16 protein-coding genes are annotated in these 14,433 nt (G+C 66.8%); 7 read left to right on the top strand and 9 right to left on the bottom strand.

Annotation, left to right across the window (positions count from 1 at the left end):
• Positions 1–3 precede the first annotated feature (3 nt).
• The 8 genes from rnd to EOJ32_RS12920 form a co-directional block, all read right to left on the bottom strand.
• Complete coding sequence (gene rnd / locus EOJ32_RS12885; protein ID WP_127899399.1) at positions 4–1,173, bottom strand: ribonuclease D; 1,170 nt, start codon at positions 1,171–1,173, stop codon at positions 4–6.
• A gap of 111 nt (positions 1,174–1,284) precedes the next feature.
• Positions 1,285–1,644, bottom strand: coding sequence for a monovalent cation/H(+) antiporter subunit G (mnhG, locus tag EOJ32_RS12890; protein ID WP_052715061.1), 360 nt, complete (start codon positions 1,642–1,644; stop codon positions 1,285–1,287).
• Complete coding sequence (locus tag EOJ32_RS12895; protein ID WP_052715060.1) at positions 1,641–1,931, bottom strand: monovalent cation/H+ antiporter complex subunit F; 291 nt, start codon at positions 1,929–1,931, stop codon at positions 1,641–1,643. The genes mnhG and EOJ32_RS12895 overlap by 4 nt, the downstream gene beginning before the upstream one ends.
• Positions 1,932–1,936: 5 nt before the next feature.
• Positions 1,937–2,413, bottom strand: a complete 477-nt coding sequence (locus tag EOJ32_RS12900) for a Na+/H+ antiporter subunit E (RefSeq protein WP_045998861.1) — start codon at positions 2,411–2,413, stop codon at positions 1,937–1,939.
• Positions 2,410–3,909 (bottom strand): Na+/H+ antiporter subunit D, encoded by a 1,500-nt coding sequence (locus EOJ32_RS12905; RefSeq protein ID WP_127898839.1) that lies wholly within the window; start codon positions 3,907–3,909, stop codon positions 2,410–2,412. The genes EOJ32_RS12900 and EOJ32_RS12905 overlap by 4 nt, the downstream gene beginning before the upstream one ends.
• Complete coding sequence (locus tag EOJ32_RS12910; RefSeq protein WP_232303266.1) at positions 3,906–4,274, bottom strand: Na+/H+ antiporter subunit C; 369 nt, start codon at positions 4,272–4,274, stop codon at positions 3,906–3,908. Before EOJ32_RS12910 ends, EOJ32_RS12905 begins: the two co-directional genes overlap by 4 nt.
• 7 nt (positions 4,275–4,281) lie before the next feature.
• On the bottom strand, positions 4,282–4,698 hold the full coding sequence (locus EOJ32_RS12915; protein WP_045998858.1) for a Na+/H+ antiporter subunit B: 417 nt from the start codon (positions 4,696–4,698) through the stop codon (positions 4,282–4,284).
• 1 nt (position 4,699) lies between these two features.
• Positions 4,700–6,985 carry a putative monovalent cation/H+ antiporter subunit A gene (locus EOJ32_RS12920; RefSeq protein ID WP_127898840.1) on the bottom strand — a complete coding sequence of 762 codons (2,286 nt, stop codon included), beginning with the start codon at positions 6,983–6,985 and terminating at the stop codon, positions 4,700–4,702.
• A 392-nt stretch (positions 6,986–7,377) separates the two neighbouring features.
• Between EOJ32_RS12920 and EOJ32_RS12925 the strand changes: the two genes are divergently transcribed.
• The 3 genes from EOJ32_RS12925 (at position 7,378) to gndA (ending at position 9,960) form a co-directional block, all read left to right on the top strand.
• Positions 7,378–7,920: a biotin transporter BioY gene (locus EOJ32_RS12925; RefSeq protein ID WP_045998856.1), complete on the top strand. Its 543-nt coding sequence runs from the start codon at positions 7,378–7,380 to the stop codon at positions 7,918–7,920.
• A gap of 140 nt (positions 7,921–8,060) precedes the next feature.
• Complete coding sequence (locus EOJ32_RS12930) at positions 8,061–8,522, top strand: PaaI family thioesterase (RefSeq protein ID WP_341872744.1); 462 nt, start codon at positions 8,061–8,063, stop codon at positions 8,520–8,522.
• A gap of 37 nt (positions 8,523–8,559) precedes the next feature.
• The gene (gene gndA, locus EOJ32_RS12935) at positions 8,560–9,960 is read left to right on the top strand and encodes an NADP-dependent phosphogluconate dehydrogenase (protein ID WP_127898841.1); all 1,401 of its coding nucleotides are present in this window, start codon (positions 8,560–8,562) and stop codon (positions 9,958–9,960) included.
• Here gndA and EOJ32_RS12940 read toward each other — a convergent pair whose 3' ends face one another.
• Positions 9,961–10,464 carry a MarR family winged helix-turn-helix transcriptional regulator gene (locus EOJ32_RS12940; protein ID WP_127898842.1) on the bottom strand — a complete coding sequence of 168 codons (504 nt, stop codon included), beginning with the start codon at positions 10,462–10,464 and terminating at the stop codon, positions 9,961–9,963.
• Between the two features lie 217 nt (positions 10,465–10,681).
• On the opposite strand from EOJ32_RS12940, the gene ectA reads away from it, so the two are divergent.
• From ectA to EOJ32_RS12960, 4 genes are read left to right on the top strand one after another with little or no spacing between them, the layout of a single operon-like run.
• Entirely contained in the window at positions 10,682–11,218 is a 537-nt protein-coding gene (ectA, locus tag EOJ32_RS12945) for a diaminobutyrate acetyltransferase (protein ID WP_127898843.1), read from the top strand.
• A 55-nt stretch (positions 11,219–11,273) separates the two neighbouring features.
• Positions 11,274–12,569 (top strand): diaminobutyrate--2-oxoglutarate transaminase, encoded by a 1,296-nt coding sequence (ectB, locus tag EOJ32_RS12950; protein WP_127898844.1) that lies wholly within the window; start codon positions 11,274–11,276, stop codon positions 12,567–12,569.
• A gap of 5 nt (positions 12,570–12,574) precedes the next feature.
• Entirely contained in the window at positions 12,575–12,964 is a 390-nt protein-coding gene (locus tag EOJ32_RS12955) for an ectoine synthase (protein WP_127898845.1), read from the top strand.
• On the top strand, positions 12,964–14,382 hold the full coding sequence (locus EOJ32_RS12960) for an aspartate kinase (protein ID WP_127898846.1): 1,419 nt from the start codon (positions 12,964–12,966) through the stop codon (positions 14,380–14,382). The genes EOJ32_RS12955 and EOJ32_RS12960 overlap by 1 nt, the downstream gene beginning before the upstream one ends.
• Positions 14,383–14,433 lie beyond the last annotated feature (51 nt).

A 14,433-nucleotide genomic window follows, 5' to 3' on the forward strand; every position in this document is an offset into this window, starting at 1 on the left:
CGCCTATCCGACCGGCACGACCCGGACCGCGCCGCCCTTGGCCGACAGCGCGATCTCCCCGGCGGCCAGACGCAAAGCGTCGCGGCCAAAGACCTCGGCCCGCCAGCCCTGCAATGCCGGCAGGTCGCGGCTGCCGGTGGCCAGCGCGTCCAGTTCGGACGACGACGCGATCAGCTTTGGCGCGACGCCCGCCGCATCGGCCTTGGCCTTCAGCAGCACGCGCAGCAGATCCGACAGGGCGGCATTGCCGGGCTTGCCGGGCTCCTCGCCCTTGGGCTGCGGCAGGTCCTTGGATTCGATCCCGGCCTTGACCGCGGCCAGGATGCCGTTGGCGATGTCGCCCTTGCGCGCCTCGCGCAGCAGCAGGCGGGACTTGCCCAAATCGGCCTCGGTCAGCGGCTTGGTCGAGGCCAGCTCGATCATCGCGTCATCCTTGTAGACGCGGCTGCGGGGGATGTCGCGCGCCTGGGCATAGCTTTCGCGGAACCGCGCCAGTTCGCGCAGGATCGCCAGGAAGCGGGGCGAGTTGGTGCGGGTACGCACCTTGAGCCAGGCCTCTTCGGGGCGGGTGATATACGTCTCGGGGTCCTCCAGGACCGCGATCTCCTCGGCCAGCCATGCCTCGCGGCCGGTCTTCTTCAGCTCGGCCGACAGGTATTCATAGATCACCCGCAGATGGGTCACGTCGGCCAGCGCATAGGCGGCCTGCGCATCCGACAGCGGACGGCGCGACCAGTCGGTAAAACGCGAAGACTTGTCCAGGTCGGCCCGGGCGATCTTGCGGACCAGCGTCTCGTAGCCGACCTGTTCGCCAAAACCGCAGACCATGGCCGCGACCTGGGTGTCGAACAGCGGCACAGGGAACAGTTGCGCGTCGTGATAGAAGATCTCCAGATCCTGGCGGGCGGCGTGGAACACCTTGACCGTCGCCTCGTGGCGGAACAGGTCATAAAGCGGTTCCAGCGACAGCTCCTCGGACAGGGGATCGACCAGGACGGCGTCGCCCCCGCCGGTCTTGGCCGTCGATGCCGGCGGGATCGCCAGCTGGATCAGGCACAGCTTGGACCAATAGGTCCGCTCGCGCAGGAACTCCGTGTCGACGGTCACATAGGGGGCAAGCTTTGCGGCCTCGCAGAAACGGGCGAGGTCTTCGGTGCGGGTGATGGTGGGGATGTCCTGGCTCATGCGCTCTTTCAGATCGGGCGGTTCGTCCGCCAATTGGACAGCTTTACGCCCACGGCAGCGCGTTGAAAAGCCCCGTCGCCCGCCGCCGGGGCACAGGTCCTAGTCCGGCGCCTGCTCGCCCGGACGGGCGCGCAGCGCGTCGGCCACGCCGTCCTCGCAGACGGTCCGGTCGACCATCGGCACGCCCGTGCGAAAGGCCGCACGGCCGATCAGATGGGCCGCGACCGGCGCGGTCATCAGCAAAAACAGGATCGCCGCCACCGCCCGCGCGATGACCGTTCCTTCGGCGAACTGCACGGCCACGGCCACCAGGATCAGGCCCGAACCCAGTGTTCCCGCCTTGGTCGAGGCATGCATCCGCGTCAGCAGGTCGGGCAGCCGCAGCACCCCCATCCCCGCCGCGAAACAGAAGATGCCGCCGGACAGCACCAAGATCGCCACGATGATGTCATGCATCATGTCAGTTCCTCCGCCTTGAGCAGGATGCGACGCTCCAGATAGCGCGCCAGGCACACGGTCGCCAGAAAGCCGACCAGTGCCAGCACGACGGCCACGTCCAGAAAGCCCGCGCTGCCCGACAGCAGCGCCGTCAGGCCGCCGAACGAGACCAGCTGCACCGTCATCAGGTCAAGCGCCACGATCCGGTCAGCCAGGCTTGGCCCCCGCACCAGCCGGATCGCGGCCAGCACGACGCCCAGGATCACCAAGGCAAAGCCGAACAGGATTACAAATTCCAGCAGGGTCATATCGTTCACTCCGTCGCCTCGCGGACCCAGACCTCGAACCGGTCGCGGATCTGCGCGCGGATCGCGTCCGGGTCGTCGCCGAACATTGCGTGGATATACAGCGTGCTGCGGTCCTCGGACACGTCGAGGCTGAGCGTGCCTGGGGTCAGCGAGATGAAGTTGGCCAGCAGCGTGATCTGCAGGTCGGTCGTCACCGTGATGGGCACCGCGATCAGCGCGGGCTGCGACGACTGTCCTGGCGTCAGCACGTCGCGCACGACCGGGATCGAGCTGACCACCAGTTCATAGACGAACATCACGATCAGCCGCGTCCAGTAGTAGAGGCGCCGGAAATAGACCCCGGTATCGGGAAACAGCGGACGGACCAGCCACATCGCGGCCATGCCGACCAGATAGCCGGTCGTCAGCCCGCCCAGGGTCAGCCCGCCGGTCAGCGCGACCCAGGCAAAGGCCAGCACCATGTTGATGGCGAACAGGTTCATGGCTGCACCCCCAAGACGGTCGTGACATAGTCGGTTGGATCCAGCAGCTGCGTGGCCGCCCGTTCGGCGAACAGCACGAAGGATTCCGGGAACAGGCCGATGATGCAGGTCAGCGCGGCCAGCGCGACGATCGGCAGCATCAGCGCCATCCGGTCGCCCATCGGCAGGTCCGACAGGCGCGGCTTGACCCCGTCGGGATGCGCGGGCCAGAAGGCCGAGCCCCAGATCTTGGTCATCGAGAAGATGGTCAGCAGACCGACCGCCAGCGACACCCCGGCCACGAACCACATTTCCAGGTCCAGCGCGGCCTTGACGACCACGTATTTCGCCCAGAAGCCCGAAAGCGGCGGAAAGCCCGCCAGCGAGAATGCCGGGATCAGGAACAGGAAGGCCAGCACCGGGGCATGGGCGTAAAGGCCGCCGATGCGCGCCAGATCGGTCGATCCGGCAATGCGCTTGGCCACGCCCGCGACGAAGAACAGGTTCGCCTTTACGATGATATGGTGGACCAGGTAGAACACCGCCCCCATCAGGCCAAGCGGCGTATAAAGCGCCAGTCCCAGGACCATGTAGCCGATCTGGCTGATGATGTGGAACGACAGGATGCGACGGAAGTCGTTCATCGCCGCCGCGCCCAGAACGCCCGTGACCATCGTCACCACCGACGCCCACAGCAGGATCGTGTGCGTGAAGCCGACATCCTGGTCGAAGACCAGCGTGAACATCCGGATCAGGGCATAGACGCCAACCTTGGTCAACAGGCCCGCGAAGATCGCCGACACCGCCACCGGGGGCGTGTGATAGGAGGCGGGCAGCCAAAAGAACAGCGGGAACAGCGCGGCCTTGACGCCGAAGGCCACCATGAACATCACCGCGACGGTGGTCAGCAGGCCGGTATTCTCGACCTCGCGGACGGCCAGGTGCAGGTCGGCCATGTTCAGCGTGCCGGTCAGGCCGTACAGCAGACCGGTTCCCGCCAGGAACATGATCGTCGAGACCAGGTTCAGCAGCACGTACTTGATGCCGCCGTCCAGCTGTTCGCGGCTGGCCCCCAGCACCAGCAGGCCGAAGCTGGAGATCAGCATGACCTCGAACCAGACATACAGGTTGAACAGGTCGCCCGTGACGAAGGCCCCGCAGACGCCCATCAGCAGCGTCTGCAGCAGGGCGTGAAAACCCAGCCGTTCCAGCCGTTCGGGGATTTCGGACAGGGTATAGATTACGGTCGCGAGGCCGGTGATGGCGGTGATGACGACCATGACCGCGCCCAGAAGGTCGGCCACAAGCGTGATGCCGAAGGGCGCCTGCCAGTTCGACATCTGGGCGGCGACGACGCCCTCCTCCAGCACCTCGGCCATCAGGACGACGCTGGCCAGCAAGAGCGCGACCGTCCCCGCGACAGAGATCCAGCGCCCGGCGGGCGATTTGCGGAACAGATAGGACAGGACCGCCGTCAGCAGCGGGATCAGGATCGGATAGACCAGAAGCCAGCTCATTTCCCGGCCTCCTTGCCCGCGTCGACGGGCTCGGCCACGCGCATCTCGTCGCTGTTGACGGTGCCCAGGGTCATGAACGCGCGATAGACCAGCGCCAGGGTGAAGGCCAGCAGGCCGAACCCGATCACGATCGCGGTCAGCACAAGCGCCTGCGGCAGGGCGTTCGCGACCACGCCGGTGGGCGCATATTCGCCCGCATCGATCAGCGGGGGCGCGCCTGGGGTCAGACGGCCGCTGGCAAAGATCAGCAGGTTGACCGCGTTCGACAGCAGCGCCAGCCCGAACAGGAAGCGCAGGATGTTGCGGTCCAGCATCAGATAGACCGACGCGGCGACAAGGACGCCGACGGACAGGGCAAGCAGCATTTCCAAATCAGATCTCCTGTTCCAAGGCAAAGACCAGGGTCAGGATTCCGCCGAAGACGGCCATGTAGACTCCGATGTCGAAGACAAGGACGGTGGACAGCGGCACATAGCTGTCGCCGTCGCGAAACAGGAACAGCCACTGTCCGGTGAAGAAGGGCTGGCCCGCGAAGGCCGCGCCGATGCCCCCCAGGGCCGCGACGCCCAGGCCCGCCATCGCCAGGTTCGACGGATCGATGCGCAGCGCGGCCTGCGCCTCCTCGACCGAGGTGGCGATGGTATAGAGGATGAACGCCGTGGCCCCGATCAGCCCGCCGATGAAGCCGCCGCCGGGCAGGTTGTGCCCGCGCAGCAGCGCATAGACCGAGAACATCAGCAGCAGGGCCGCCAGCAGGCGCGTGGTGGTGGTCAGGATCAGCGACTGCATCTCAGCTCTCCTCCTCGGGCTTGCGGCGGGTGGCACCGCGCAGCAGGGCGAACGCGGCGATGGCGGCGATGGCCACGACGGTGATCTCTCCGAACGTATCCAGGGCGCGGAAGTCGACCAGGATGACGTTGACGATGTTGCGGCCATGCGCCTCGGGATAGGACGCGGCCTCGAAGAAGGACGTCAGGCGGCGGTCGAAATCGGTCGCCATCACGGACATCAGCAGGAAGGTTGTGACAAGGCCCGCGCCCCCCGCGATGACCGCGTGCCCGGTGCGGAACCGGGTCTTGGACCGGCGCGGCAGATAGGGCAGGCGCAGCATGACGACGCTGACCAGCACGACGACCAGCACCTCGACCAGCAGCTGCGTGATGGCCACGTCGGGGGCGCTGAACATGATGAAGATCAGCGACACGCCGATGCCCGACGCGCCCATCCCGGCGATGGCCGTCATGCGGCTGTGCGTCCAGACGGTCAGGATCGCGCCCGCCACGATCAGGCCCAGCACCGTCCATTGGATCGGGTGCACGCCCTCGGCCGACAGGCCCGGCACGCCCTGGAACGCGCCCTTGATCAGATACGAGCCGCCGACCATCACGACGAAGGTCGCGAACATCACGGCCATATAGCGCTGCAGGCTGCCGGTCTGGATCAGGTTGGTCTGCCAGGCGGCGAAGGCCTTGAACCCGTCCAGCAGACGGTCCCAGCCCGCGTCGAAGTCGATCGGGCTGCGCGCCTCGAACGCGGCAAGGCGGTCGCGGATCGCCTGATGGCGGCGATAGACCAGCCAGCCCGCCAGGAAGGTCAGCAGCGACAGGATCAGCGCCATGTTGATGCCGCCCCACAGGTACAGGTGCACCTCACGGACCTCTCCGAAGACGGCATGGGTGGCGGGGCCGACCAGGTAGTGGCCCAGCACGCCTGGCAGCAGGCCGAAGATCAACGACAGCGCACCAAGGACCAGCGGACCCGCCAGCATCGCCCACGGCCCCTCGTGTGGGGTGGTGGGGGTCGGGCGCAGATCGCCGCGGAACGGCTTGAGCGCGACGATGCCGCCGACGGCAAACATCAGGACCGATGCCGCGAAGGCCATCGCGGTCACCCAGAACGCGCCGAACCCGTCCAGCCCCAGGCCGGCCTTGTACATGAATTCCTTGCCGATAAAGCCGATCATCGGCGGAATGCCCGCCATGCTGATCGCGGCCAGCGCGGCGGCAAGCCCGGTCAGCGGCATCGCCTTGGACAGGCCGCCCAGGACGCCCGCATCGCGCGTGCCGGTGGCATGATCGACGATGCCGATCATCAGGAACAGCGCCGCCTTGTAGAGCGAGTGTACCACCAGGAACAGCATCGCCGCGACGATGGCGTAATGCGTGCCCGCGCCGATGAACATGGTCAGCGTGCCCAGCGCCATCAGCGTGGTATAGGCCAGCACCTGCTTGATGTCGGTCTGGCGCAGCGCCATGACCGAGGCGAAGACCGCCGTGACCCCGCCGAACAGCGTCAGGATCCAGAACCACGCATCCGTCCCGCCCAGCGCGGGGTTCATGCGCGCCATCAGGAACACGCCCGCCTTCACCATCGTGGCCGAATGCAGATAGGCCGATACGGGCGTAGGGGCTGCCATCGCGTTGGGCAGCCAGAAGTGGAACGGCACCTGCGCCGATTTCGTGAACGCGCCCGCCAGGAACAGCAGCAGGATGCCCAGGTACCAGGGATGCGCGCGGATCATGTCGCCCATCGTCACGATCTGCGACAGCTGCGACGTGCCCGCGACCGTGCCCAGCACGATCAGGCCGGCCAGCAGGATCAGGCCCCCCGTCCCCGTCACCAGCAGCGCCTGCAGCGCGGACCGGCGCGACGCCGCGCTGTCGGCGTTGAAGCCGATCAGCAGATAGGACGCGATGGTCGTGATCTCCCAGAACACGAACAGCATGATCAGGTTGTCGGCCAGGACCAGGCCCAGCATGCCGACCATGAACATCAGCAGATAGCTGACGAAACGCGGATAATCCGGGTGATCGCCCAGATAGCGCGCCGAATACAGCGTGACCGCCGCGCCGATCCCGGTGATCAGCAGGGCGAATGTCATCGACAGCCCGTCCAGAAGGACCGACAGCTGCACCCCCAGCGAGGGCACCCAGTCAAAGCCATAGACCTGCGGGCCTTGCGCGATTTCCGGCAGCAGTCCCAGGAAGTACAGGAACAGGATCGTCGGGAACGCGATCGAGATCCAGCCCGCAGGCCCTCCCATGACGCGGTCCACCGATGGATAGTCGTCAGCCATGTCTCGAACCCTTGTCGCGGCATGCAATTGGCGGATGGCTTAGCACCCTTGGTCGGCGGAAAACAGTCGCTTGGGGCGGCTAAATCGGCGCTGACGACCGAAAATTGCGCATCGGGGCACGGTGGCCGCCCTTACGTGCGCGCGCGCCCTGTAAATAGGTATCGGGTTTCCGGCCGCATCCGTCCGGTGACCCCTGCTGTCGCCGGATTGCGACATTTTGGCGCAGCGCTTCGAGCATCGAAAATGCCGCGCCGACAGGGCCTTGTGGCCGCATGTCCGGCGCCTGTCATCTGAAGGCTTGTGCGCGCCCCCCCGTTTGGGGTCTGATGTGCGGCAACCGGGGCGCAGCAGGCTGCCCTCGATTCGCGACATCTCGATGAAAGGGACATCTCATGCTGCTCGCACGCGACCGCATCGCCGAACAAAGCCTTGGCGCCAAGATCGGACTGACCCTGGCCGCCGCCGCGCTGATCGCGCTTGGCGCCAAGGTGCAGGTGCCGTTCTGGCCGGTGCCGATGACGCTGCAGACGCTGGCTGTGCTGGTCATCGCCGCCGGTCTGGGGCCGCGCCTCGGCCTGGCCGCGATGGGGGCCTACATGGCGGCGGGACTGGCGGGGCTGCCGGTCTTTGCCGGTTCGCCGGAACGCGGGCTGGGCCTGGCCTATCTTGCGGGGCCTACCACCGGCTTTCTGATCGGCATGGCCCTGTCCATGATCGTGACCGGCGCGCTGGCGCAGGGCCGCGGCCTGGGCATGCGGGCGGTGGCGATGCTGGCCGGAACCGTGGCGATCTATGTGCCCGGCCTGATCTGGCTGTCGGCCTTCGTGCCGGCCGACCGGCTGCTGGCCGTGGGCGTCGCACCCTTCATCCTGGGCGACATGGTCAAGATCGCCTTGGGCGCGCTGGCCCTGCAGGCGGTCACCCGCCGCGGTTGAATCAGACCGCCGAATGACCGCGACGGGGCCCCATGCGGGCCCCGTTTCGCATGGTGACCCCGCGTCCGCCCCGCCATCGGGGCTTTTCCCCTGCCCCGCCCGCGCCCAGACTGCGCCCAAGCCAGCAGGAGGAGCAGCGCTTGACCCCCACCACCCTGACACCCGACACCATCGCCCGCATCGAGGACAGCTTTCGCGACCAAGGCCTGATGCGCCATCTTGGCGCCGAAATCGCCGCCATTCGCCCCGCCGAGGTCACGCTGCGCCTGCCCTTCCGGCCGGAACTGACCCAGCAGATGGGATATTTTCATGCCGGCGCGACCACGGCCTTGGCCGACAGCGCCGGGGGCTATGCCGCGCTGACGCTGTTCCCCCAGGGCGACGACGTGCTGACGACAGAATTCAAGCTGAACCTGCTGAACCCCGCGCAGGGCGACTGGCTGGAGGCCATCGGCCGGGTCGTCAAGGCGGGGCGGACGCTGACCGTGTGCCAGCTGGACGTCCATGCGGTCGACGGATCCGCGCGGACCCATGTCGCGACCGGGCTGCAGACGCTGATCTGCGTCCGGGGCCGCGCCCCCGTGACACCGCCCGGCCGTTAGCGTAAACCGCGACCAAACTATCCGCAGGAGGACGGCGATGGCGCAGGCAGAAATCGGGCTGATCGGGCTTGGGACGATGGGGGCCGCCTTGGCCCTGAACATCGCCGAAAAGGGCTTTCCCATCGCCGTGTGGAACCGCACGACCGAGGTCACGCACCGCTTTGCTGCCCAGGCCGGCGATCTGGCCCCCCGCGTGATCCCGACGGATTCCCTGCAGGCTTTGGTCCAGGCCATCGCGCCGCCGCGCGCGATCATCCTGATGGTCCCGGCGGGACAGGCGGTCGACGATCAGCTGCAGGCGCTGGCGCCGCTGCTGGACGCCGACGATCTGGTGATCGACGCGGGCAATGCGGATTTTCACGACACCAACCGCCGCGCCGCGGCCGGCCTGCCCTTCCGGTTCCTGGGCATGGGCGTGTCCGGCGGAGAGGAGGGCGCACGCCACGGCCCCGCGATCATGGGCGGCGGCGACGCCGCGGACTGGGACCGCGTGGCGCATGTGATGACCGCCATTTCCGCCAAGGCGGATGACGGCACCCCCTGTGCCGCACGGATGGGCGACGCGGGCGCGGGGCATTTCGTCAAGATGGTCCATAACGGCATCGAATATGCCGACATGCAGATGATCGCCGAGGCCTATGGCCTGATGCGCGACGGGCTGACGCTAGAGGCCCCGGCGATCTCCGATATCTTCGCCGACTGGAACCGCGGCACGCTGTCCAGCTACCTGATCGAGATCTCGGCCAAGGTCACCGCGGCGCGGGACCCGCATACCGGGGCCGCGATGCCCGACGTGATCCTGGACCGCGCCGGCCAGAAGGGCACCGGCCGCTGGACCGCCATCGAGGCGCAGCACCTGTCCGCGCCCATCCCGGTGATCGAGGCTGCGGTGATGGCCCGCAACGTCAGCGCGCGCCTGGATGAACGGCAGGCGGGCCAGGCCCGCTTCGGGGCCGCCCCCGGTGCGGTCGACCTGACGCCCGACGATCTGGAACAGGCGCTGATCGCGGGCAAGATCCTGTGCTATGCCCAAGGCTTCACGATGATCGCGGGCGCCTCGGAACGGTTCGGCTGGACGCTGGACCTGCCGGAGATCGCACGTGTCTGGCGGGCGGGGTGCATCATCCGGTCGACCATGCTGAACGACATGGCCGACGCGCTGGCGGACGATCCGGCCCGCAACCTGATCATGGCGCCGTTCTTCGCCGACCTGATCGAAGGCGCCCTGCCGGGTCTGCGCCGGGTGGTGTCGCAGGGGATCGCCGCGGGCCACGCCCTGCCCGCCCTGGCATCCGGGCTGATGTGGTTTGACATGATGCGCACCGCGCGCGGCACCGCGAACATGATCCAGGCGCAGCGCGACTTCTTCGGTGCCCACGGCTTCCAGCGGTTGGACGGGATCGACGATCCGCACGGCCCCTGGGGCAGCGCGACCTGATCAGCCGCGCGGGCGGCTGATGTCGCCCAGGGTCAGCAGCGGCGATGCATCGATGCCTTGCGCGTTCAGCATCGCCGCGACGCGTTCCAGCGATGCGACCAGCATCGCCTGTTCCCAATCCTGCAGGGCCTGGAAACCGGTCACGAAATGCTGCTGCAGCGCGTCGGGCGCATTGCGCAGCGCGTCCAGCCCGGCATCCGTCAGGATCACGTGCAGCTGCCTGCGGTCGGTGCTGGACCGCTGACGCTGCGTCAGGCCCAGCTTGTCCAGCTGATCGACAAGCGCCGTCACAGTCGCTTGGCTGACGCCCATCTGGGTCGACAGCTGGGTCGGCATGGCGGACCGCGTCACGGTTCCGGCAAGGATCTGCAGGACGCGCAGCTTGGCAGGGGTCAGCTTGGCGGCCTGGGCAAGGTCGCGTTCATAATGTTCGGTGGCGCGCAGGATCCGCCGCAGCGCGATCAGCGCGGCGTCGGTACGCGGAATGGCGGGCGGCTGGCTCATGCCCTCCTGTATGCCATCAGCGCGCGGAACAGGGCAATATGGCATGCTTTCGGAACCTGATATTTCGGCAGGCGAACCTCGCGGTCACGCGGCCGTGTCCAAATATCACGCTAGCGTAAGGTCTTAGACGAATTCCCGCGTATTTTCCACGCCAAGGTTGCAACCAAGGCGCGTTTTGACTAGTTAGAGGGTCGAAGCAATTGAGGATCCGCCGCCCATGCCCAAAGACGTGCAAGAACTCGAACGCCCCCGCCAGCTGACGCTGCGCAAGCCCGACCCGACCGACGGCGCCGCCATCTGGGAGCTGGTCCGGGTCTGCAAGCCGCTGGACGAGAATTCGATGTATTGCAATCTGGTGCAGGCCGAGCATTTCCGCGACACCTGCGTCGTGGCCCTGCTGGACGACCAGATCGTGGGCTGGATCTCGGGGCACATGATCCCGAACGAGGACGCGCTTTTCGTGTGGCAGGTAGCTGTCGGACCGGATGCGCGCGGTCTGGGATTGGCCCGCAAGATGCTGACGCATCTGGTGGAACGCGATGAATGCGCCGATGCGCAGCGGCTGAACACGACGATCACCCGCGACAACGACGCGTCATGGGCGCTGTTCCGCAGCTTTGCCCGCCAGCAGGGCGGGCGGCTGACCGACGATCCTCACTATACCCGCCACGATCATTTCGACGGACGGCACGCGACCGAGCATATGGTCACGATCACCCTGCCCCGTCACGCCGATCAGGCCCGCGCCGCCTGATCCCTTTGCCCGTCGAAGCATTCAGACTGACGCACATGATGCGAAAGGACTTCCCATGCCCAAAGACATGACCGCCACCATGCCCGGAACCGCCATCTTCGAACGCCGCGAAAGCGCGGCCCGATCCTATTGCCGGGGGATACCCACGGTCTTCACCAAGGCCAGCGGATCGGTGATGACCGGGGCGGACGGACGCGACTACATCGACTTTCTGGCCGGTTGCTCGTCGCTGAACTATGGCCACAATGATCCGGACATGAAGTCCGCGCTGATCGACCACATCGCGGGTGACGGGATCGCCCATGGCCTAGATCTGCACACCACGACCAAGGCTGCGTTCCTTGACGCCTTCGAGCGTCACATCCTGACGCCGCGCGGCATGGATCATCGCGTGATGTTCACCGGCCCCACCGGTGCCAACGCAGTCGAGGCGGCGATGAAGATTGCCCGCAAGTCGACCGGTCGTACCAATGTCGTGGCCTTCACCAACGGCTTTCATGGCGTGACGATGGGCGCACTGGCCGCGACCGGCAACGGATACCACCGCGGCGGCGCCGGGATGGAGACGCAGGGCGTCACCCGCGTGCCGTTTGACGGCTATGCCGACGGGCTGGACAGCGCGGCCTTGCTGGACCAGATGCTGTCGGACAATTCGGGCGGCATCGACGCCCCCGCCGCCATCATGCTGGAGGCCGTGCAGGGCGAAGGCGGCCTGAACGCCGCGTCCGCCGAATTCGTACGCACCATCGCGGACATTGCAAAGCGCCACGGCGCGCTGCTGATCATGGACGACATCCAGGCAGGCTGTGGCCGCACCGGCAAGTTCTTCTCGTTCGAGGAGATGGGCGTGATGCCCGACCTGGTGCCGCTAGCAAAGTCGATCTCTGGCTTTGGCCTGCCGCTGGCGATGGTTCTGGTGCGCCCGGAACATGACGTCTTCGGTCCGGCCGAACACAACGGCACGTTCCGCGGCAACACCCATGCCTTCGTGACCGCCCGCGTGGCGATCGAGAAGTTCTGGTCCGACGACGCGTTCGAGGCCGACCTGGCGCGGCGCGCCGACCTGATCCAGACCCGGCTGACCGAACTGGCCGAACTGGTGCCCGGCGCCTATCTGAAGGGTCGCGGCCTGATGCGCGGCGTCGACGTCGGATCGGGCGATCTGGCGGCCGCCATTTGCAAGCGCGCCTTTGACGGCGGGCTGATCATCGAGACATCGGGTAACGAGGATCAGGTCGTCAAGGTCCTGGCCCCGCTGACCACCCCCGACACGCTGCTGTCGCGTGGCTTCGACATCCTGCTGCATGCCGCCCGCGACGTCCTTGCCACCACCAAGATTGCTGCGGAGTAATTCACATGATCGTACGTGATTTCAACAAACTGAAGGACACCGACCGTTCGGTGTCAGACGCGCAATGGAATTCGGTCCGGATGCTGCTGGCCGATGACGGGATGGGCTTTTCGTTCCACATCACCACGCTGCAGGCCGGGTCGGAGCACCAGTTCCACTACAAGCACCATTTCGAAAGCGTGTTCTGCATGCAGGGCAAGGGCTCGATCACCGATCTGGGCACCGGAGAGACGCATGAGATCACGCCCGGCGTAATGTATGCGCTGAACCTGCATGACAAGCACATCCTGCGGGCCGAGGAGACGCTGGTCATGGCCTGCTGCTTCAACCCGCCCGTCACCGGGACCGAGGTGCATCAGGAGGACGGCAGCTACGCCCCTGCCGAGACCGCGTGATGGGTCATACGGTCGAGAAGATCGGCGGCACCTCGATGTCGCGCGTGCACGAGCTGCGCGACACGGTGCTGATCGCCGACCGCGACGCGCCCTATGGCCGGATCTTCGTGGTGTCGGCCTTTGGCGGCATCACGAACCTGCTTCTGGAACACAAGAAGTCCGGAGAGCCGGGCGTCTACGCCGCCTTCGCGTCGGGCGACGGCGATCACGGCTGGCTGGCCGCGCTGGACCGTGCCAGCGAGGCGATGATCGAGGCGCATCGGGCGGTTCTGGATCATCCCGGTGATCTGGAACGCGCCGATGCCTTTGTCCGCGACCGGCTGGTCGGGGCGCGCAACTGCCTGATCGACCTGCAGCGCCTGTGCTCCTATGGCCATTTCCGGCTGGAGGAACACATGCTGCACACGCGTGAACTGCTGTCGGGACTGGGAGAGGCGCATTCCGCCTTCGTCACCACCCTGATGCTGCAGCGCGTGGGCATCCAGGCACGGTTCGTCGACCTGTCGGGATGGCGCGACACGGAACTGGTCACGCTGGAGGAGCGCATCACCGGCGCGATGGCCGGCGTCGATCCCACGACCGAAATGCCCATCGTCACGGGATACGCCCAGTGCACCGAGGGGCTGATGCGCGAATTTGACCGCGGCTATTCCGAGGTGACGTTTTCAAGGCTGGCGGCACTGACCGGCGCCCGCGAGGCAATCATCCACAAGGAGTTCCACCTGTCCTCGGCCGACCCGAACTTGGTCGGGGCGGATGCGGTGCGCAAGCTGGGTCGCACGAACTATGACGTGGCCGACCAGCTGTCGAACCTGGGGATGGAGGCGATCCACCCCAAGGCCGCCAAGACCCTGCGCCAGTCCGGCGTCCCGCTGCGCGTGACCAACGCGTTCGAGCCGCACGATCCCGGCACGCTGATCGACGACCAGCCCGCCGCCACCCCGGCGGTGGAGATCGTGACAGGCCTGAACGTCTTTGCGCTGGAACTGTTCGAACAGGACATGGTCGGCGCCAAGGGCTATGATGCGTTCATCCTGGAAGTGCTGACCCGCCACCGCGTGCGCATCGTCAGCAAGGTGTCCAACGCCAACACGATCACGCATTATGTCGACAGCAGCCTCAAGGTGCTCCGCCGCGTGGAAAAGGACCTGGCCGAACGCTATCCTTCGGCGCAGGTGTCGTCGCGGGCGGCGGCCATGGCCTCGGCCGTGGGCCGCGACCTGGAGGGCCTGGCGGTGCTCAGCCGCGGTCTGAACGCGCTGGCGGCCGCGGGGCTGGAGGCGATCGGTGCGACGCAGGGACCGCGGCCGGTGGACGTGCAGTTCATCCTGGAACGCACGGCGCTGGCGCCCGGGATCAAGGCCCTGCACGGCGCGCTGATCGAACAGACGGCGCAACCCTTGGCCAAGGTGGCCTGAGGCACAAAACGAAACGGGCGGCCGCAAGGGCCGCCCGTTCGCATTCTGAAT

The organism is Paracoccus sp. Arc7-R13, from assembly GCF_004010775.1.
Taxonomy (GTDB): domain Bacteria; phylum Pseudomonadota; class Alphaproteobacteria; order Rhodobacterales; family Rhodobacteraceae; genus Paracoccus; species Paracoccus marcusii.